The organism is Kitasatospora sp. NPDC101235, assembly GCF_044767505.1.
Taxonomy (GTDB): Bacteria; Actinomycetota; Actinomycetes; order Streptomycetales; family Streptomycetaceae; genus Kitasatospora.
Genome location: NZ_JBIWNZ010000016.1, coordinates 77,769 through 96,968, shown reverse-complemented (window position 1 = coordinate 96,968; position 19,200 = coordinate 77,769). Strand labels below are relative to the sequence as shown.

General features: G+C 72.0%; 16 protein-coding genes and 4 tRNA genes. 10 read left to right on the top strand and 10 right to left on the bottom strand.

The features are described 5' to 3' along the window. Positions 1-31: 31 nt before the first annotated feature. From ACIRRH_RS25370 to ACIRRH_RS25355, 4 genes are all read left to right on the top strand, one after another. Positions 32-373, top strand: a complete 342-nt coding sequence (locus tag ACIRRH_RS25370; RefSeq protein WP_316523923.1) for a metallopeptidase family protein — start codon at positions 32-34, stop codon at positions 371-373. Between the two features lie 125 nt (positions 374-498). Further along, positions 499-571: transfer RNA gene (locus ACIRRH_RS25365), tRNA-Glu, on the top strand. Positions 572-625: 54 nt separating this feature from the next. Beyond that, a tRNA-Asp gene (locus ACIRRH_RS25360) sits at positions 626-699 on the top strand. A gap of 27 nt (positions 700-726) precedes the next feature. Further along, positions 727-800, top strand: a tRNA-Phe gene (locus ACIRRH_RS25355). A gap of 88 nt (positions 801-888) precedes the next feature. On the opposite strand, the gene xerC is transcribed toward ACIRRH_RS25355, so the two are convergent. The 5 genes from xerC to ACIRRH_RS25330 all read right to left on the bottom strand — a co-directional run bounded on the left by xerC (position 889) and on the right by ACIRRH_RS25330 (position 6,991). Beyond that, on the bottom strand, positions 889-2,094 hold the full coding sequence (gene xerC, locus ACIRRH_RS25350) for a tyrosine recombinase XerC (protein WP_403071569.1): 1,206 nt from the start codon (positions 2,092-2,094) through the stop codon (positions 889-891). After that, a complete protein-coding gene (locus ACIRRH_RS25345) occupies positions 2,094-2,279 on the bottom strand; it encodes a helix-turn-helix domain-containing protein (protein ID WP_403071566.1) in 186 nt (61 codons plus the stop codon). Before ACIRRH_RS25345 ends, xerC begins: the two co-directional genes overlap by 1 nt. A 1,222-nt stretch (positions 2,280-3,501) precedes the next feature. Then, positions 3,502-4,815 (bottom strand): DUF3987 domain-containing protein, encoded by a 1,314-nt coding sequence (locus ACIRRH_RS25340; RefSeq protein WP_403071564.1) that lies wholly within the window; start codon positions 4,813-4,815, stop codon positions 3,502-3,504. Next, a complete protein-coding gene (locus tag ACIRRH_RS25335) occupies positions 4,815-5,486 on the bottom strand; it encodes a hypothetical protein (protein ID WP_403071561.1) in 672 nt (223 codons plus the stop codon). The genes ACIRRH_RS25340 and ACIRRH_RS25335 overlap by 1 nt, the downstream gene beginning before the upstream one ends. A 617-nt stretch (positions 5,487-6,103) precedes the next feature. Further along, the gene (locus tag ACIRRH_RS25330) at positions 6,104-6,991 is read right to left on the bottom strand and encodes a hypothetical protein (RefSeq protein WP_403071558.1); all 888 of its coding nucleotides are present in this window, start codon (positions 6,989-6,991) and stop codon (positions 6,104-6,106) included. 216 nt (positions 6,992-7,207) lie between these two features. On the opposite strand from ACIRRH_RS25330, the gene ACIRRH_RS25325 reads away from it, so the two are divergent. Together ACIRRH_RS25325 and ACIRRH_RS25320 are read left to right on the top strand one after the other, a co-directional pair. Then, positions 7,208-8,056: a GntR family transcriptional regulator gene (locus tag ACIRRH_RS25325; RefSeq protein ID WP_403071555.1), complete on the top strand. Its 849-nt coding sequence runs from the start codon at positions 7,208-7,210 to the stop codon at positions 8,054-8,056. Further along, the gene (locus ACIRRH_RS25320; protein WP_403071552.1) at positions 8,053-8,736 is read left to right on the top strand and encodes an HAD family hydrolase; all 684 of its coding nucleotides are present in this window, start codon (positions 8,053-8,055) and stop codon (positions 8,734-8,736) included. Before ACIRRH_RS25325 ends, ACIRRH_RS25320 begins: the two co-directional genes overlap by 4 nt. Positions 8,737-8,819: 83 nt before the next feature. On the opposite strand, the gene ACIRRH_RS25315 is transcribed toward ACIRRH_RS25320, so the two are convergent. After that, positions 8,820-9,404, bottom strand: coding sequence for a hypothetical protein (locus ACIRRH_RS25315; protein ID WP_403071551.1), 585 nt, complete (start codon positions 9,402-9,404; stop codon positions 8,820-8,822). 172 nt (positions 9,405-9,576) lie between these two features. Between ACIRRH_RS25315 and ACIRRH_RS25310 the strand changes: the two genes are divergently transcribed. Continuing rightward, a tRNA-Phe gene (locus ACIRRH_RS25310) sits at positions 9,577-9,653 on the top strand. 226 nt (positions 9,654-9,879) lie between these two features. Next, positions 9,880-10,365 carry a DUF3995 domain-containing protein gene (locus tag ACIRRH_RS25305; protein ID WP_403071548.1) on the top strand — a complete coding sequence of 162 codons (486 nt, stop codon included), beginning with the start codon at positions 9,880-9,882 and terminating at the stop codon, positions 10,363-10,365. On the opposite strand, the gene ACIRRH_RS25300 is transcribed toward ACIRRH_RS25305, so the two are convergent. Together ACIRRH_RS25300 and ACIRRH_RS25295 are read right to left on the bottom strand one after the other, a co-directional pair. Continuing rightward, complete coding sequence (locus ACIRRH_RS25300; protein ID WP_403071546.1) at positions 10,319-11,401, bottom strand: alpha/beta hydrolase family protein; 1,083 nt, start codon at positions 11,399-11,401, stop codon at positions 10,319-10,321. The two genes, ACIRRH_RS25305 and ACIRRH_RS25300, sit on opposite strands and share 47 nt — an antisense overlap. After that, the gene (locus ACIRRH_RS25295) at positions 11,290-12,360 is read right to left on the bottom strand and encodes a zinc-binding dehydrogenase (RefSeq protein WP_403071543.1); all 1,071 of its coding nucleotides are present in this window, start codon (positions 12,358-12,360) and stop codon (positions 11,290-11,292) included. The genes ACIRRH_RS25300 and ACIRRH_RS25295 overlap by 112 nt, the downstream gene beginning before the upstream one ends. Positions 12,361-12,572: 212 nt before the next feature. On the opposite strand from ACIRRH_RS25295, the gene ACIRRH_RS25290 reads away from it, so the two are divergent. Next, entirely contained in the window at positions 12,573-13,529 is a 957-nt protein-coding gene (locus ACIRRH_RS25290) for a LysR family transcriptional regulator (RefSeq protein ID WP_403071540.1), read from the top strand. A gap of 63 nt (positions 13,530-13,592) precedes the next feature. On the opposite strand, the gene ACIRRH_RS25285 is transcribed toward ACIRRH_RS25290, so the two are convergent. Beyond that, positions 13,593-14,495 (bottom strand): hypothetical protein, encoded by a 903-nt coding sequence (locus tag ACIRRH_RS25285; RefSeq protein WP_403071537.1) that lies wholly within the window; start codon positions 14,493-14,495, stop codon positions 13,593-13,595. After that, complete coding sequence (locus ACIRRH_RS25280; RefSeq protein WP_403071534.1) at positions 14,492-15,010, bottom strand: SigE family RNA polymerase sigma factor; 519 nt, start codon at positions 15,008-15,010, stop codon at positions 14,492-14,494. The genes ACIRRH_RS25285 and ACIRRH_RS25280 overlap by 4 nt, the downstream gene beginning before the upstream one ends. A gap of 141 nt (positions 15,011-15,151) precedes the next feature. Between ACIRRH_RS25280 and hrpA the strand changes: the two genes are divergently transcribed. After that, positions 15,152-19,156 carry an ATP-dependent RNA helicase HrpA gene (hrpA, locus tag ACIRRH_RS25275; RefSeq protein WP_403071531.1) on the top strand — a complete coding sequence of 1,335 codons (4,005 nt, stop codon included), beginning with the start codon at positions 15,152-15,154 and terminating at the stop codon, positions 19,154-19,156. The last annotated feature ends 44 nt before the right edge of the window (positions 19,157-19,200 follow it).

Here is a 19,200-nt window from a genome sequence, read left to right as displayed (position 1 = left end):
TCATCCGACACCGGACAATGATCCGGTGGAGATGACCCGGGAAGAGTTCGAGACGCTGGTCAGCGACGCCCTCGACCAGATCCCCCCGCAGCTCGCGGCCATGATGGACAACGTCGCGATCTTCGTCGAGGACGAGCCCGACCCGAGCGACCCGGAACTCCTCGGCCTGTACGAGGGCACCCCGCTCACGGAGCGCGGCGAGTGGTACGCCGGCGTCCTGCCCGACCGCATCCTGATCTACCGCGGCCCCACCTTGCGCCACTGCGAGACCCGCGAGCAGGTGGTCGAGGAGGTCCGCACCACGGTCATCCACGAGGTCGCCCACCACTTCGGCTTCGACGACCACGAGCTGGACGAGCTCGGCTGGTCCTGACCCCCCGCAACCGGCCCCACCACGCCACACCCCCCACCCGGCCCAAACCCGTTTTGGCGATCCGCCCTGCATCCCATATGCTTCTCGACGTCCCCGAGCGCTGGGAACAGCGGGACAGGCCACAAGCCCTCATCGTCTAGTGGCCCAGGACGCCGCCCTTTCAAGGCGGTAGCACGGGTTCGAATCCCGTTGGGGGCACGCAGTACCGTAGTAAAGTGCAGTGCGCAAGACCTGAGTGGTTCGCCACTTCTAGGTCCCGTGGAGCAGTTGGTTAGCTCGCCACCCTGTCAAGGTGGAGGTCGCGGGTTCAAGTCCCGTCGGGATCGCTCGTCTCGCAAGAGACGGTGTAGTACGGCCAGGTAGCTCAGTTGGTACGAGCGTCCGCCTGAAAAGCGGAAGGTCGCCGGTTCGACCCCGGCCCTGGCCACAGGCGCCTGAAAAGGCAAAACGGCCCCGGAGAGATCACTCTCCGGGGCCGTTTTCATGTCCCGTACGCCAACCGGTACGCCAACGGCTCAGCCGAGCTTGTCACTCAGCGACCCGAGGGCCTTCCGCTGCTCGTCCAGGGACGCATGGGCGTAGACCTTCATCGTCACGCCAATGTCGCTGTGACCGGCGATCTGCCGGACGATGTGCGGCGGGACGCCGAGGTCCAGCAGCAGGGTCACGCAGGTGTGGCGGAGGTCATGGAACCGGAGCGAGAGCCCGAGCCGGTCCCGGAGCGGGTACCAGCTCCGCCGGAGGTTGTCCGGCTCGATCGGCGTCCCGACCCGGCTCGCGAACACCAGCCCCGTCTCCGTCCACCGGTCGCCGGCCGCCACCCGCTCCTGAGCCTGCCGCTCCCGGTGGGCCCGCAGAGCTTCCAGGACCAACGGCGGGAGCGGCAGCGTCCGGAGCGAGGACGCCGTCTTGGTCGGGCCGAGCTGGAGCGCTCCGTCCACCCGCTGGAGGTTGCTGGACACGATGAGCGTCCCGCGCTCCAGGTCGACCGCCGCCCAGTGCAGGCCCAACAGCTCCCCGCGCCGCAGGCCCATAGCCAGGGCGAGGACGTAGAGGGCGTGCAGGCGGTCCGTACCGGCTGTCTTCAGGAGGAGGCGGGCCTGCGGGACCGTGAGCCCCCTCCCGGCGCTGTAGTCGGGTGTGGGCACCTGCACCAGCTTGGCGACGTTCCGCAGGATCAGCTCCTCCCGGACGGCGCTCTCCAAGGCGTTCCTGAGAACGGCGTGGATCGACTGCACCATGCGGCGGGAGAGCTTGGTCTCGCAGCACTCCCCCGCAGCACAGCACTCCGGCTTCGGCCGGGCCGCGTCCCACCCGTTCTTGCAGCACTGGCAGGCGCTGGCGACGCCAGCCAGCCACTTCCGGACGTCGGCGGCCCGGAGGGTCCGGAGCTTCTTGGTACCGAGCCCGGGGACCAGGTGCACCCGGACCACGCTCTCGTACCCCTGGTAGGTCTTCGGCCGGCGGTTCACCTTCACGACCGTGGCCAGCCAGTAGGTCAGGTACTCCTCCACCTTGGCGTTGGTGTCGGGCACGGGAATGCCCTGGCTGTTCTGGACCTGAAGATCCCTCATCTTGTCGCGCACCTCGTCGCGAGTCTTCCCGTACACGGAGATGCGCTTGATGACCCCGGAGGTCGTGGTCACGTAGACGCGACCGTGGAAGAGGTCGCGGTTCTTCATGCGACTGATGCTGCCGTCGCCGTTGGCGCGCTTGGCCATTAGAGGCTCCTGCTCTGGGTGCGGATGTAGGTGGTGAGGTCGTCGGCCGCGATGCGGCGGGCGCGGCCGATGGTGAAGCTCGGCAGGGTGCCGGAGCGGATGAGGTCGTAGACCTTGCTGCGGCCGAGCCGGAGCGCGGCCATGACTTCGGGGACGGTGAGCGCTTCGGCGGCCGGGCTGGCCAAGGTCTCCTCCTGAGTGATCGGGCTGTTGTCTTGCCTGTCGTGTGGCCTGTCGTCTCGCTTGTCGTCTGCCTGTCGTGTCGCCTGTCTTGTCGCCTGTCGCCCCGCAGGTCGGAGGGGGGTTTCCGGGGTCTGCGGGCGGGTTGGAGGGGGTGAGGCGACAGGCGACAAGCGACAGGCGACAAGCGACAAGCGGTCTGGGCGGTGGTGGCAGCGGGGTGGGTGTCAGCGCCTGTCAGGGGCGGTCTGACACCGCGTGCGCCTAGGGGGTTGGGTGTCAGGGCCGTCAGGTGTCAGGGGTGTCAGGCTTCTGACGGTCCGGCGGTCGGGTGGCTTCTTTCGTCGCGGTGGGTGGTGGTGGGCGGGTCGGCCGTGTGAGGCACACAGGGGGCTCGGCGTGTGGCCCTGGGCCGGGCTCTGGGGCTCGGGGAGTGGGGCTGTGTGGGGCTGGGTGTGTGCCCCACACGGGTCACACGGGCAGGTCTGCGGGGCACACGGCGCGTGTGGGGCACACGGCCGTGTGTGGCCCTGTGTGGCCCTTCGCGTGTGGCCCTGTGTGGGACTCCGGGAGTCACGCTGTGTGGCGGCCGGGGGCTTCCTCGCGCGTACGCGTGCACGCGTACGGTTGGGGCCCCGGATTTACGGAGCGGGCGGTGATGATGAGCGCGGAGCGTGACCTCCCACCCACCTCCCACCCGGCCTGAGAGCGTCCTCCCGGGCCCCTGAGCGGGTGGGGAGGGTTTTTCTCGGGTGGGGGGTGGGTGGGGGGAGGTGACGGACCGTTGCGGGGTCGGTGCCGGGGGCGTTCGGCCAGCGGGGCCGGTGGCCGTCTGGCGCGGGTTGAAGAGGCCACCCGCCCGCCGGGACGGGGGCGGCTTCTCCTGCCGGGCCGGAGCGTGGTGGGGAGCGGGCCCGGGGCGCCGGGGTGGCCGGTGGGGTGTCCAGTTTTCTGGACGGTCGGGCGGGGCTGGTGGCGGTTGTGCGGGGCATGGAGTGGTCTCCGTTCGGGCCCGGGAGCGGTCCGGAAAGGCCGGAAAGGCTGGAAAGGGGTCTGAGCTGGGGTTTTGTGTGGCGGAAAGCCGTCCGGAATGGTCCGGAAAGGGTCCGGGAGGTTCGGGGCCGGGGGTCCGCGGACCCCTTCGCGGACCATTCCGGACCACTTTCCGCCAGGTGTTTTCGCTGGTCAGAGGGCCTTCCGGCCTTTCCGGCCTTTCCGGACCGCCGCTCAGTCGGGCGGGGCGTAGAGGTAGACGGTCTGGTGGCGTCCGCCGGTGGAGAGCTGGGCGGCGGCGAAGCCGGGCAGCTGCACCAGGCGGGCGGTGACGTCTGCGCGCTGGGTGGCGTTGAGCCGCTTCAGGAGCACCTGCACCTGCGACTGGGTCATCCCGGAGGGCCCGGCGGTCTTCACTGCGTTGAGCAGCTTGTCCAGGTGCAGGTCACCGGTGCTGGCGGCGGCGGTGGGGCCGAGGATGTGTGCGGCGCTGGCGCGGGCGTACCGGACCAGGGCCCAGGCGGCGCGGAGGTGGGTTTCGTTGATGCGGTCGGTGTGGTCGAGCAGGGCGTAGACCATGGCCGTGCGCTTGGCGTAGGGGGCGGCGCGGGCGGTGAACTCGGCGATCGGGCCTTCGTCGGCTTCGTCTCCGCACAGGGCCGGGTAGACCTCTTCCCGCCAGAGCTGGGCGGCTTGGTCCGTGAGCCGGACTTCGCCGACCTGGCGCGCGTCGGCGAGGACGGTCTTCCACACGGTGGCGAGGTTGTCGATCAGGCCGTCGGGGGCGCCTTCGCCGTCGGGGTCGAGCAGGTTTCGGTGGACGAAGACCGGCAGGAAGCGGTTGTAGGTGCCGCCGGCCATCTCGGCGTCCTGCATCTTGGCCCGCAGCTCACGCGGGGAGATGTGGCCGATGACGGCGATGTGCGGGGCAGTGGCGTGCAGCGCGTCCCGGTTCATCACGCCCAGGTCTTCGCCGTTCCAGGCCTGCCGCAGGATGCCGCTCAGAGAGGAGCCTTCCCGGCGGCCTCGGGCCATGGTGACGCCGTACTCGGACTCGACCACCCACAGGCGCTTGTCGAGGACGCCGGGGTCCTTGTCTCCGTCGCCGTCGCGGACCATCTCGATCAGTCCTTCGCCGGAGGACAGGCCGGAGCGGGTGTTGCAGCCGATGAAGTCCGGCACGGCCGCCTTCAGCAGGCGCCGCGCGGTGTTCGTCCCCGCGCCCTTCCTGCCCGCGGCTGTGGCGCCGACCGTGAGGGCCCAGATCAGGGCGGGGTGGCGGTCGTTGCCGATCCACATGAACGGCCCCGGGCCGATCGCAGCCCCGCCAGCCGAGAGGAGGTTCACCAAGACGCCGACCGGGTCGGCCTCGGTGGTCGGGTCGAGGTCGCGGACGGTGGACCCGACCCAGCCGCAGAACACCTCCGGGTCCGGGACCGGGCCCGGCCGGGTGGGGCGGTCGATCCCGGGCGCCGGGTCGTACAGCGGGTCCTGCTGGCTCTGTGGTCGACCGTCGGCGGTGGTAGCGAGGTGGACTTCTACGGGCATCAGGCGCTCTCCGCGAGTCGGGGGGTGGTGGTGTCGGGGAGGTCGGCCTGGCGGCCGTCGGGGAGGTGGTGGCGGTGCCAGCCGGGCTGTCCGGGGATCGCCACCGGCGGCCATCCCGGAGAAGCGCTCACGGGACGGCGGGCGGCTTCGGCGGCGCGGGTGCGGTGCTCGGCCAGCTCCAGCGCGGTCGGGTGGTTCGACCAGGCCCGCACCGTGCGCACCAGCTCTTTCCAGGAGGCTTCGTCCTCGGCCACCCACTCGGCGCGGGCCTGCTCGCCGAGCACCATGTCCGTGCGCATCCCGGCGTGGAGGTGGAGCGGGACTTCCTCGCTCTGCTGGCGCCAGGCCTCGGCGGCGGTGATGAGCGCGGCTTCGCGGCGCGGGTCGGCCGGCGGAAGGGCGGCGAAGGCGGGGGAGCCGTAGTCGGGGATGCCGACGGGCTGTCCCCACCGGTCGAGCATCACGGCCGGGCTGATCCGGCGGAGCGTGCTCACGAACCGGTCGGCGGCCCACCGGGCGGTCGAGCGGTGCGCGTCCCGGATCGGCGCCGGGAGCAGGATCGGGTCGGGCAGCACCGTTTCAACCACGTCCAGGTCCGTTTCAACCCCACGGCAGAGCGTTTCAGCGGCACGGGCGGCGGGGGTGTTCACCGGGCGCTCACTGGCGCTCACGGCGCCGTGTTCACCGCTCACGGCGGGGCCCGTTTCAGGTCCGCCGGACACCGCTTCAAGGACACGGGCCGGGGCTTCAACCGCACCGGTGAACGCTTCAGCGCCGGGGTGAACGGGGCGGTGAACACCGGGGGAAACGGCGCTCACGGCCGGGCCGGTTTCAGCTCGACGGGCGGCCGTTTCAGCGGCGCGGGCCGGGGCTTCAGCCCCGGTTGGTGGAGGTTCAGGGGCGCGGGAGTCGGCCCCGTTCTGGCTGGTCACAGCTACTCCTGCAAGGGTCGGGAGTCGGGCTGGAGTCGGGGCGCTCACCGGTGAACGGCCGGGATGTTCACCGGTGAGCGGGCCGGGTAACGGTCGGCCCGTGACGCCTGGTCAGTGGGCGACCGATGCTTGGGGGTAAAGGGCGGGAAACGCTTCCCGGAACGCGGGAACGGTCGGCGGGTAACGCCGGAAACGCTCCCGTGAGCGGCGGTGAACAGTCGGGCGTTCACCGCTTGGCGAGGGCGCCTGAAAGTCGGCCGACTGCGGTTGAAACCGGCCCAGTCGGGCGGCCGGTCGGCCGACTCGGCGAGCACCCGGTGAGCGGGTGCTGAACACCGGTGAGCGGCGGTGAGCGCTCAGACCGGGGAGCCGTCGGCCGGCAGGACACCAGCCGGAACCACGACGCGGCGGGTGTAGGTCGGTGCCTCGGCGATGCGGCCGACAGTGACGAGGTGCCGCAGCCGCAGCTCCGGGCTGTCCGGGACGACGGCGCCCAGGAAGCGCTCCCCGGAGTCGGTCAGCACGACCAGCGGCGTGGCCAGGTCATACCTGAACCCGGCCGACTCGGTCACCATGTCGCACAGGCGACGGCGCCGGAAGTTCGGCAGGACCCGCTTCAGCTCCGCCCGCCGGATACGGTCCTCGGGCACGGACGGCGGCTCCGCGAACGCGCGCTGCTCGCGGGCCAGCTCCTCGCCCAGCGACTCCAGCACTGCCACCGGCACCATGGCCGCGCCCTGCGCAATCAGGGCCGACAGCTCCTCCGGCGCCAGCGGAGCGGCCCGGTAGTCGTCCTGGCGCACGGTCGGGAACGCGTCCTCACCGACCAGGTGCAGGGCCACCGCGCGCTCGAAGCGCGTCATCGGCCGCGACTCGGCGTTGGTGTACCAGTGGGCCATGACCACCTGGTGCGCCAGGGCCCAGGCGTGCGCCACGTCGTGGTTGCGCCACACGGTCGGGTCGAGGTGCACCATGTCCCGCGCGGCGTCCTGGATGCCCTCCAGACCGTAGGCCTCCACGGCCTTGGCCAGCGTCAGCGTCAGGACGTCGACCGACGGCCGGTAGCCGAGCACGTCCTTCATCTCGAACAGCGCCGTCGCGACCTGGAGCCGGTTCAGCTCCACACCCTCCACCGCCACACGCGGGAAGCGCTGGCCCGGCAGACGCCGGTCAACGACCGACACCCCACCCGACACCGGGACCTCGACGGCGGCGACTCGGGAAACGGTGAGCGTTGCAGGCATGATGGAACTCCCCTCAGTGGGGCCTGAAGCGGCGTACGGACTTGGCGGTTTGAGCGCCGCTTCAGGCATTTCCGCAGGTCAGAGCAGGCCAAGGAAGGCCCTTGCCGTCTGCGACCTTCCGTCGCTTCCGACATCCACAACATAGACAACCTGCCTAAGCAGGTCAAGAGAGCTGGGTTTCTCGCGTCTGTTGGGCATCTGCCTTAGCATTGGCGCATGGCCCTAGACCCGGATGACTCGCGCCCCCCATATCAGCAGGTCAGCAGCTCTCTGCGGGCCTCGATCCTCACCAAGAAGCCGGGCTTCGAGACCGGCGACAAACTTCCTTCCGGACCCGAGTTGGCGAAGCACTTCGGCGTGGCGCGTGGCACCGTCGACAAGGCGCTCGACCTGCTCCGGACCGAAGGCCTGATCGTGACCCGCCAGGGAAGCGGCTCGTTCGTCCGCGAGCGCACCTCTCGGCCGGTCGGCCTCCGGCCCCACCTCGAAGCGGCCTTCGAGCAGCCGCAGGTGACTCTGGACTTCGCCGGGTTCTCCAGCGAGACGCTGCATAACGCCTTGCAGGAGCCGCTGGATAAGGTCCGCTCAGGCCGGCTGACCCCGGAGTCCATCACCGTGCGCCTGCTGCTGCCGGACACCACGGAGCCCATGGCCGTCCCCGTGCTGGTCGACGGGCTCAAGGACGAGATCGCCCTTCGAGAGCGCGCCCGGAACATCGCCCTCACGAACGCCGGCGGCATCGCTCACTCGGTGGAGATGCTGGCAGAGCTGGGCCTCGTCCAAAAGGCGAGCGTGCAGGTCAAGGTCCACCGGGCGTCCAGCCTCTTCAAGCTGTACATCCTGAACCGGTCGGAGGCGTTCTTCGGCTTCTACCCGCTCCGCGAGCGCACCGTAACGATCGACGCCGCCGCCCACACCTTCTACGACGTGACCGGCAAGGACACCACCCTGTTTCACCACGCCGCCGGCCCCGATGACGCCTCGCTCGGATCGCAGTATGTCCAGCAGGCCCAGATGTGGTTCGACAGCGTGTGGAGCACGATCGCCTACGAGCGGCAGCCGTGACCACCCATCAGCAACTCGCCGACGTGCTCCGGCCGGTGAAGCATGTGCTCCTCGACTTCGACGGCCCGGTGTGCTCGGTCTTCGCTGGTCTCCCCGCCCCGGAGGTTGCGCGTCGACTCCGTGAGGGCCTGCTCGCCACCGGCGAGCAGGCCCCGGCCGGGGCCAAGGATGAGAGCGATCCTCTCGCTCTTCTCCGGTTGCTTTCGGACGCCCGGCCCGACCTCACAGAGAGCACGGACGCCGCGCTGGCTGTTCTGGAGACCGAAGCTGTCCGGGTCGGTCGGCCGACCCCAGGCGGAGAATCGGTTCTCCGGGCCTGTGCCCGCTCCGGTCGGACGGTCTCGGTCGTCAGCAACAACGCGGGCACGGCCATCGAGACATACCTCTCAGAGCATGGCCTCAACGGCTACGTGGCGGGTGTCTTCGGGCGCGTCCCAGGCGACCCCTCATCCATGAAGCCGAACCCGCGCCTTCTCCTCGAAGCCATGGAAGCCGCGGGCACCAAGCCGGAGCACTGCATCTTCATCGGCGACGCAGCCCGCGATGTCGAGGCCGGGGAAGCGGCTGGCGTCCCCACGATCGGCTACGCCAACAAGCCGGGCAAGGACGCCAAGCTGGCCGCCGCCGGGGCCGTGGCCATCGTTGGATCAATGGAGTCGATCGCGGAGGCCCTCGCCTAACAGGCCGCTGGAACGACGGTGCGCCCCGCTGGCCAGACTGCCTGCGGGACGCACCTAGGACGATCCACCGCAGCCAACCCGGCTCATTGCGCCGAGCCGGCCACCTCCTGTGCTGAGCTAGAGAGCAAGTCGTCACCCCCGAGAGCCTTCCGAGCGTCGGCAATGAACGCCATTCGGGCCTCTCCCAACGCCTCATCGATCCTTGCCTGGCCAGGGGTCGCAAGCTGCCACACCCTCCCAGCCGAGCCAGGGTTCTCCTTGGCGATCGCCTTGGCGGTGGCAAGCGAGTCCTCATACACCCAGAGCAGCTGTTTGGCCTGTTCAGCAAGCTGGGGAGGGCCCGCCAGCATGACCAGGTTGGCTGCGTGCTCAAACTCTGCAACTAGTTCTTCCGCATCGGCAACCGCTTGAGCATCCGTCCCCTCAAGCTCCGCCGGACTTGCCCTCCAAAGCACTTCATTTGCAGCCACAGCACGGCGCGCGACGGACACCAACTGTGCGTAGAGGTCACGGCGCGCCTCGCGATCCGAAGCCCGGCGCTGCTCAAGACGATCGAGCTGCCGCTCCTCCGAGGCTCGGCGAGCTTGCATCATGGAGAACATGCCAGAAATGGCGACTCCCGCCAGCGCTCCGCCGGCTCCAATAAGCGTTGCGGCAAGTTCAGACATGCTGCGTATGAAACCCTAGTGCGCGTCGCCAGGGGCGCAAACGGCCAAGAAGGCGGTGAGCTGGGATGCGCGGGCGACAGCAGGCTGAACCGGCTGTTGGCGTACTCCAACCCGTACGCCAACAGCAGCGCACAAGGGCGGACGACGCAGTACAACGGCGGACTCCGCGCCCGGCCAGACCTAGGCAATCGAGGGCCCAGATCCGGCCTGAAAAGCGGAAGGTCGCCGGTTCGACCCCGGCCCTGGCCACAACCGGGAAGCCCCCGTAGCGAATTCGCTACGGGGGCTTCGTCGTTCCACCGGACGTCGCCTTCGGCGAGACGCTGCACGTCCCGGCGCCCTTCGGGTTCGACCTGGTCACCGACGAGCTGCTGCCGTACTGACCCTCCGGCAGCCCGGGTTCCCCCTGGAGGGGGAGGGGGTACCGCCCGCGGGACGATCCGGCGGGGCGGGGTGGCACGGGACCGTGGGCGGCATGGAGACGACACGGGACACGGGCTGGAACCGGGTGATGCCGGCGGCGGGACGGGCTGCGGCGGGGTGGGCGGTGGCCTTCGCGCTGGTGCACGTGTACTGGCTGGCGGACGGGCGGCTGGGGCTGCCGGACGGCCGGTCGGTGTGGAGCAGCGCCCCGCTGCTGGTGATCGACGCGATCGCGATCCCGCTGTGCGCGGTGGCCGCGGCGGTGGCGCTGGCGCCGCTGCGTCGGTGGGGCTCTCGGGTGCCGCCCCGGCTGCTGGGCTTCGCGCTGTGGGGCACCACCGCGCTGCTGGTGCTGCACGCCGCGCCGTCCGTGCCGGACTGGATCGCGCTGGCCACCGGCAGCCGGTCGAGTGCCGAGCTGGATGCGATGGCACGGTTCGCGACCTTCGGCTACGAGCCGTTCTTCCTGGTCGGCGGCCTGCTGTTCGCGGTCACCTCGCTCGGCCGCCACGCGGTGCGCCGGTCAGCCGCGCGGTGAGCCAGTCGGCGGTGGCGGGGAGCCAGTCCGGCAGGGCGGTGCCGAGCAGGTGGTTGCCGTGCGGGACGAGCAGCAGCCGGGCGTCCGGGGCGTGCTCGGCCAGGGCAGCGGCGCCGGTGACGCCCGGGATGCGGTCCTCGCCGCCCTCGACCACCAGCAGCGGGACGGTGATCGCCGGCGCGAGGGCGGTCAGGTCCACCCGGTCGGCGAAGGCGCGGGCCGCCTCCTCCCCGCCGCAGCGCTGGGCCAGGGTCGCGGTGACGAACGGGACCAGGCCGTCCCAGTCCAGCCGGTACGGGCCGCTGACCACGGCGGCCGCGCACAGCCGCGGCTCGCGGGCGGCGGCCTCGGCCGCGTAGTAGCCGCCCAGGCTGAGGCCGATCACGGCGGTCCGAGCGAGGTCCAGCCCCGCGCGGCCGGCCAGCGCGTCGAGGGCGCGGCCGACCACCCGGTGGTACTCCGGCTCCGGCACGCTGCCGGCAGCCAGCACGCCCTGCCCGGGCCCGTCGACGGCGAGCACCGCGACGCCCCGGGCGAGCAGGGCCTCGGCCACCGCGTGGAACTCCTCCTTGGCCGAGTCCATCCCCGGCACCACCACGACCACCGGGGCCGCTCCCCCGCCGGCCGCCGGGCGGCGCAGCCAGCCCGCGAAGCCCTCGCCCTCGACCCGCTGCGCCCCCGGGTCGAGCAGCGCCAGCGCCCGCCGCATCGCCTCGTCGGCCTCGGCGGCGGCCTCGGCCGCGGCGGCCCGGTCGGGGTGCGGGAGCAGCCCGGCGAAGTGGTACCAGCGGGCGGCGCTCCGGTACTCCTCACCGGCGGTGACGGTGAGGCCCCCGGCGGCGGCCCGCTCCGCCGCCTCGGCGTACCGGCGGCCGGCGGCCCGGCAGGCGGCCGGCCAGTCGCGCAGCGAGGTCAGCGGGGCGGTCACCCGGGCGTACTCGTACGGGTCCAGGCCGGCGCCGTGGGCGCGCGGGCGGTTCTCCTCGACGAAGGCGGGCAGCAGGCCGGGGGTGTCGAGGAAGGAGAGGTCGGACATGGCGGGAGTTCCCTTCGAATCGGTCGGAGGCGGGGGGGGCAGGCGAGGGTCAGGACGGCCTTGCCGCGGATCCGGCGCTCGCGCAGGTCGGTGAGCACGGCGGCGGTCTCCGCCCAGGGCGCGACCCGGCCGAGCTCCGGGCTCAGCCGCCCCTCCCCGGTCAGCCGCACCAGGGTGGCCAGGTCGGCGCCGTCGGAGACGTCCGAGTCCGCGTAGTGGAAGTGCCGGACGACCGCCGACTCCGGGCCCCTGAAGAAGTCGAAGAAGTCGAGCGTGACGGGCGTCCGGGAGGCCTGGCCGAACCAGATCAGGGTGCCGCGCCGGGCCAGCCGGGCCAGTGCGAGCGGCAGCGCGGCGCCGCCGGTGGACTCCAGTACCAGGTCGTACGGCCCGCGGGCCGCGCCCGGCTCGTGGGCCACCTCGGCCGCTCCCAGCTCGACCAGCCGCCGCCCGCGCTCCGGGGAGGCGGTGACGGCGGTCAGCTCGGCCCCGGCCGCGGCGGCCAGCTCGGTCACGTAGTGTCCGACGCCCCCGGAGGCCCCGGTCAGCAGCACCCGCCGTCCGGCCAGCGGCCCCGCCGCCCGGAGCAGCCGCAGCGCGGTGAGGCCGGCCAGCGGCAGCGCGGCCGCCCGCACGGCGTCCAGGCAGTCGGGCAGCTCGGCGAGGGAGGACGTCGGGACGCACACGTACTCGGCCCACCCCCCGGCCGGCGGATGCCCCACCACCCGGCGGCACACGGCGGGCCCCGACCCGTCGGCGGCGGCCTGCACCACCAGCCCGGCCACGTCCTTCCCCGGCCGCCACCCGGCCGGGGGCGCCTCCAGCTGGAAGGTCTCGCCCCGGTTCACCGAGAACGCCTCCACCTTCACCAGCGCCTCCCCCGGCCCCGGCCGCGGCTGCTCCACCTCCGCGAACCGCACCGGCTCCGCCGCCCGCCCCGTCGCCACCAGTGCCTTCATCCCCACTCCTCCGTCGGACACCCGCTCACCTCACCCCGCGCCGCACCACCCGGTCCAACAACCGGAGGAGCGCAAGGACAACCACCGGTTGTGCAGCGAGAAGCGATGCGCCGGAGGCGGCCGCGGGCGATGCGGCCCCGGGCGATGCGGCGACCTGCGTGCCCGAAGCGCCCCGCCGACGGGAGGCCGAAGCCAGGCCCTAGGGTGCCGGGGTGGATCTGGATCTGGCGCAGGTGCGGGCCTTCGCCGTCGCGGCCGAGGAGTTGCACTTCGGGCGGACGGCCGGGCGGTTGGGGATCAGCCAGCAGGGGCTGTCGAAGCGGGTGGCGCGGCTGGAGGCGGCGCTGGGGGTCCGGCTGCTGGACCGGGACGCGCGCGGGGTGGGGCTGACCGAGGCCGGGCAGCGGTTCCTGGAACCGGCCCGGCGGTTGCTGGCGCAGGGGGAGCGGGCGGTCGCCGCCGTGGGGTGCGCCGCCCGTCCGCTGCGGATCGACGTGTGGGGGCACTTGTACGCCCCGATGCGTACGCTCGCGCAGGCGGTGGACGCGGCGCCGGGACTCCAGGTGGAGCCGGTGCCCGGCCGGGACCTGCCGTCCGTCGCGGCGGCCGTGCTGCGCGGGGAGGCGGACGCCGGTTTCGGCCGGGTGCACCGGCTCCCCGGCAACGAGGGCGAGTTGACGCACCGGCTGGTCCGGCTGGAGCCCGTGGACGCGCTGCTGAGCACCGACCATCCGCTGGCCGGCCGGGACGCCCTGCGCCCGGACGAACTGCGGGGCAGTGTGCTGCGCTACCCGGCCGCGGTGGACCGGCTGGACTTCCTCACCCGCTTCGCCACCCGGTTCGGGATCTCCCACCGGGTCGGCTCGACCAACCTGGGCCTGGAGCACTTCGTGGAGCAGGTCCGCACCGACCCGGCCTGCTTCTCCCTCGTCCCCGCCGACGGCCCGCTCCCCGGGCGCCCGGGCGTGCGCGCCGTCCCGCTGGCGGACCCGACCCCCCTCTACGCCTGGTCGCTCCTCTGGCGCACCGGCCCGGCCACCGACCAGCACCCCCGACTCGACGATCTGCTGCGGGCGTTCACCACCGAGGCGGCCCGCAACCGGTGGCTGGAGTACGACCCGGCCCGCGACTGGCTCCCGGACGTCGACCAGGCCGCGCTCCAGCCGTAGTCCCCGCCGCGGTAACAGCCTCGGAGTCCCAGCCGTGGAGTCCCCGCCGTGGTCCCGGAACGGTCAGGACGTCCAATGCCACTCGTCGGGGGTGCCCACCACCGAGCCGTCCGCCGCGTAGTAGGTGACGGTCGCGGCGTCGGTGCCCTGCTTCACGCCGACGGCGTAGTAGCGGAACGGGGAGTCCCCGACCGCGACCGGCACCGCCTCGGCGGTGCCGCCGGTCTTCCAGGTGACCACGACCTTCGCGACCTCGGCCTGGACCCCCTCGATCACCACCGGCGGGACGCCCGACTCGTGGTGGAGGCCGAGCGACGCGCCGCCGACGGCGCTCGGGAACCCGCCCGGCCCGGAGACCGCGGGCAGGGCGTCGTCCACCTGCCGCTTCCCGTCCACGGTGTAGTAGTAGTTCACCCGGTCCAGGCTCGGCACCCAGTTGATGTCGATGTCCTCCTTGGTGACCGGCTTCACGTCCGGGTTGGCGGCGTACCGCTCCGCCCGGACCAGCTGCACCTGCCGGGCGAAGTCCTCCTTGCTGGAGGGGGCCGGCCACAGCGCGGTCCAGGCCTGCCAGGTGTGGCCGTTCGCCGTACCTTCGGCGACCTTGACCCGGACAGGGTTGAACGGGTCCCGGGCGGCGGGCGCGCTCGCGGTGGCTGAAGCGGCGGCCGGAGCGGCGGGCACGGCCACCACGGACGCCGAAGCCGAAGCCGCCACCACGGTCGAGACAGCCGCCCGGCCGCGCTCGCCGAGCACCGCCGTACCGCCGGCGACTCCGGCGACCAGCACCGCCGCCGCCCCGGCGGTCAGCAGCCACCGGCGACGCAGCCGCCGCCGGCCTCCGGCGACCAGCCGGTCGTACGGGACCGCTCCGGTGTCGACGCTCCAGGCCAGTTCGTCCAGGGCCCGCACGGTCGCCGGCTCGTCGCCGGTCGCCGTGCCCCCGGGCAGGAAGTCGTGGTTCATCTCGCCCCTCCGATGCTCGTCAGTCCGATGAGTGAGGAGGCCCCGCGGAGCTTGGCCAGACCCCTGGCCGCCTGGCTCTTCACCGTGCCGACCGAGCAGCCCATCGCCGCCGCGGTCTGGGTCTCGCTGAGGTCCTCCCAGTACCGCAGCACCACGGCCTGGCGCTGGCGCGGCGGCAGGGTGGCGAGCGCGGCGAGCAGCACGGCCCGGTCGTCCGGGTCGGCGCCGTCCGGCGCGGGCCGGTCCGGGAACACGGTGACCGGGTACTCGACCAGCCGCCGCCGGAACCGTCTGGCGTGCTCGTTGATCACGATCCGGCGCACGTAGGCGTACGGGTCGTCCGCCGTACGCACCCTGTTCCAGGCCGCGTACGCCCGCTCCAGCGCCTGCTGGACCAGGTCCTCGGCGCCGTGCCGGTCACCCGCGAGCAGGTACGCCGTCCTGAACAGCCGTGACCACGCGCTGCCGACGAACGTCCGGAACTCCTCGTCCCGGGCGGTCTTGTGGGCTCCCATGAGCACCTCCTCAACCTCCCGGAGCCCGGGAGGGCCGCGAACCGTTGCCCGTCGTTCGCGATTCGCCGCCGACGGCTGTGACACTGGAGGGGCTCGAAAACCGAGGTGCGCTCCGCCGTGCCTCCTTGCGAACCTAGAGGGATGCCCGCAGTGAGTTCTCCCGCAGTCCAGTCCGCCACCGCCCCCACCGAGGGTCCCGGAATCGGTGAGCTGGCCGCCCGCCTGCCCGAGCTGACCCTGCGCGACCAGGTGCGGATCGGGCGCCGGCTGGAGGGGGCCCGTCGGGTCCGCAAGCCCGAGGCCCGGCAGAAGATCGCCGCCGAGATCGCCGCCGACATCGACCGCGCCGAGCTGGCCGTCGAGCGGCGCCGGCAGGCCGTCCCGAGGATCGGCTATCCCGCCGAGCTCCCGGTCAGCCAGAAGAAGGACGAGATCCTGGCGGCGATCCGGGACCACCAGGTGGTGATCGTCGCGGGCGAGACCGGCTCCGGCAAGACCACCCAGATCCCGAAGATCTGCCTGGAGCTCGGCCGGGGCGTGCGCGGCCTGGTCGGCCACACCCAGCCGCGCCGGATCGCCGCCCGCACGGTGGCCGAGCGGGTCGCCGAGGAGCTGGACAGCCCGCTCGGCGAGGCGGTCGGCTGGAAGGTCCGGTTCACCGACCAGGTCGGCCAGGACACCCTGGTCAAGCTGATGACGGACGGCATCCTGCTCGCGGAGATCCAGACCGACCGCGACCTGCACCAGTACGACACCCTGATCATCGACGAGGCGCACGAGCGCAGCCTCAACATCGACTTCATCCTCGGCTACGTCAAGCAGCTGCTCCCCCGCCGCCCGGACCTCAAGGTCGTGATCACCTCCGCGACCATCGACCCGGAGCGCTTCGCCCGGCACTTCGGCGACGCCCCGATCGTCGAGGTCTCCGGCCGCACCTACCCGGTGGAGGTCCGCTACCGGCCGGTCGTCGACGACCTCGACGACGAGGCGGACGAGGCCGACCGCGACCGGGACCAGATCCAGGCGATCTGCGACGCCGCCGAGGAGCTCCAGGCCGAGGGCCCGGGCGACATCCTGGTCTTCCTCTCCGGCGAGCGCGAGATCCGCGACACCGCCGACGCCCTCGGCCGGCTGAAGCTGAAGAACACCGAGATCCTGCCGCTGTACGCCCGGCTCAGCTCGGCCGAGCAGCACAAGGTCTTCCAGCGCTCGCGCAGCCGTCGGATCGTGCTGGCCACCAACGTGGCCGAGACCTCGCTGACCGTCCCCGGCATCAAGTACGTGATCGACCCGGGCACCGCCCGGATCTCCCGCTACAGCCACCGCACCAAGGTGCAGCGGCTGCCGATCGAGGCGATCAGCCAGGCCAGCGCCAACCAGCGCAAGGGCCGCTGCGGTCGCACCTCGGACGGCATCTGCATCCGGCTCTACTCGGAGGAGGACTTCCTCTCCCGCCCCGAGTTCACCGACGCCGAGATCCTGCGCACCAACCTGGCCTCGGTGATCCTCCAGATGACCGCGGCCGGCCTCGGCGACATCGCCGCCTTCCCGTTCCTGGACCCGCCGGACTCGCGCAACATCAAGGACGGCATCCACCTGCTGCACGAGCTGGGCGCGCTCGACCCGGACGAGAAGGACCCGCGCAAGCGCCTGACCCAGCTCGGCCGCAAGCTCGCCCAGCTCCCGGTGGACCCGCGGATGGCGCGCATGGTGCTGGAGGCGGACCGCAACGGCTGCGTCCGCGACGTCATGGTGATCGCCGCCGCGCTCTCCATCCAGGACCCGCGCGAACGCCCGGCCGAGAAGCGCCAGGCCGCCGACGACCGGCACCGCCGGTTCACCTCGGAGACCTCCGACTTCCTCTCCTACCTGGCGATGTGGCGCTACGTCCGGGAGCAGCAGCGGGAGCTCTCCTCCTCGGCCTTCCGCCGGATGTGCAAGTCGGAGTTCCTCAACTACCTGCGGATACGGGAGTGGCAGGACATCTACACCCAGCTGCGCACCGTGGCGAAGCAGTTGGGCGTGACGATCGAGGAGCCGCACCCCGACGCCGAACCGGATGCCGACCGGATCCACCAGTCGCTGCTGGCCGGCCTGCTCTCCCACATCGGCCTGTACGACGTGGAGAAGCGTGAGTACGGCGGCGCGCGCGGCGCCCGGTTCGCGGTCTTCCCCGGCTCCGGCCTGTTCAAGAAGCCGCCGCGCTGGGTGATGTCGGCCGAGCTGGTGGAGACCTCCCGGCTCTGGGCGCGGATCAACGCCAAGATCGAGCCGGAGTGGGTCGAGCCGCTGGCCGGCCACCTGATCAAGCGCAGCTACAGCGAGCCGCACTGGGAGAAGAAGGCCGGCGCGGTGCTGGCGTACGAGAAGGTGACCCTCTACGGGATGCCGGTCGTCGCCCAGCGCAAGGTCAACTACGGGAGGATCGACCCGGAACTCTGTCGCGAGCTGTTCATCCGCAACGCGCTGGTCGAGGGAGACTGGGAGACCCACCACAGGTTCTTCGCGGAGAACCGCAAGCTGCTCGGCGAGGTCGAGGAGCTGGAGAACCGGGCCCGCCGCCGGGACATCCTGGTGGACGACCAGACCCTGTTCGACTTCTACGACGCCCGGCTGCCCGACGAGATCGTCTCCACCCGGCACTTCGACTCCTGGTGGAAGAAGGCCCGGCACGAGCAGCCGGACCTGCTGAACTTCGAGAAGTCGATGCTGATCAACGACGCCGCGGACGGCGTCACGGAGGCCGACTACCCGGACCACTGGCAGCAGGGCAAGCTCAGCTTCAAGCTGACCTACCAGTTCGAGCCGGGCAGCGACGCGGACGGCGTGACCGTCCACATCCCGCTGCCGGTGCTCAACCAGGTCACCGCGGAGGGCTTCGACTGGCAGATCCCCGGTCTGCGGGAGGAGCTGGTCACCGCGTACATCAAGTCGCTGCCGAAGGCGATCCGGCGCAACTTCGTCCCGGCGCCGGACTTCGCCCGGGCGGCGCTGCGTGCGGTGAAGGACCGCCAGTCTCCAGACACATTCGGCTCCGCCGAGGGGCTGCTCCCAGCCCTGGAGCACGCCCTGAAGCGCCTGACGGCCGTCACCGTGCCTCCGGAGGCCTGGGACGACGAGCGGGTGCCGGACCACCTCAAGGTGACCTTCCGGGTGGTGGACGGGCGCCGCAGGCTCGCCGAGTCCAAGGACCTGGAGGAGCTGCGGCTGAAGCTCAAGCCCAAGCTCAAGGAGACGCTCTCCTCGGCCGCCTCCGGCCAGGGCATCGAGCAGAGCGGGCTGACCGCCTGGCCGGCCTCGCTGCCGGTGCTCCAGCGCACCTTCGAGCAGCGCTCGCGCGGCCACTCGATGCGCGCCTACCCGGCCCTGGTGGACGAGGGCCAGTCGGTCGGCGTCAAGCTGTTCGACACCCCGCAGGCGCAGGCCCGGTCGATGTGGGAGGGGACGCGGCGGCTGCTGATGCTGACCACCAACTCCCCGGCCAAGTCGATCCAGGGCCGGCTGGGCAACCAGGCGAAGCTGGCGCTCTCGCACAGCCCGCACGGCTCGATCGGCGCCCTGTTCGAGGACGTCGTGGCCGCCGCGACGGACCGGCTGATGACCCTGGCCGGCGGCCCGGCCTGGGACGAGGCGGCCTTCGGCAAGCTGCACGACAAGGTGCGCGCGGACCTGTACGACCTGTCCGCGGACACCACGTTGAAGACGGCCACCGCGCTGATCGCCTTCCACAAGGCCTCGACCCGGCTGAAGACGGTGAGCAGCCCGGTGCTGCTGAACGCGGTGAACGACATCCGGCTGCACCTGGCCTCGCTGGTGCACCCGGGCTTCGTGACGGCCGCCGGCTGGCAGCGGCTGCCGGACCTCAAGCGCTACCTGCTGGCGGTGGACCGCCGCCTGGAGGCGCTGCCCAACCACCCGCAGCGGGACGCCCAGCAGCTGCTGAAGGTGCAGCAGGTGCAGCAGGCGTACGGGGAGCTGCTGGCGGCGGTGCCGGCCGGGCACCAGCCGTCCGCGGAGGTGCGGGCGATCCGCTGGATGGTCGAGGAGCTGCGGGTCAGCTTCTTCGCCCAGTCGCTGGGCACGCCGAGCCCGGTCTCGGAGAAGCGGATCGTGAAGGCGATGGAGGCGGCGCGGGCGACCCTCTGACCGGGGCGGCACGCTGAGCTGCGGGTGGGCCTTCAGGAGCCAGT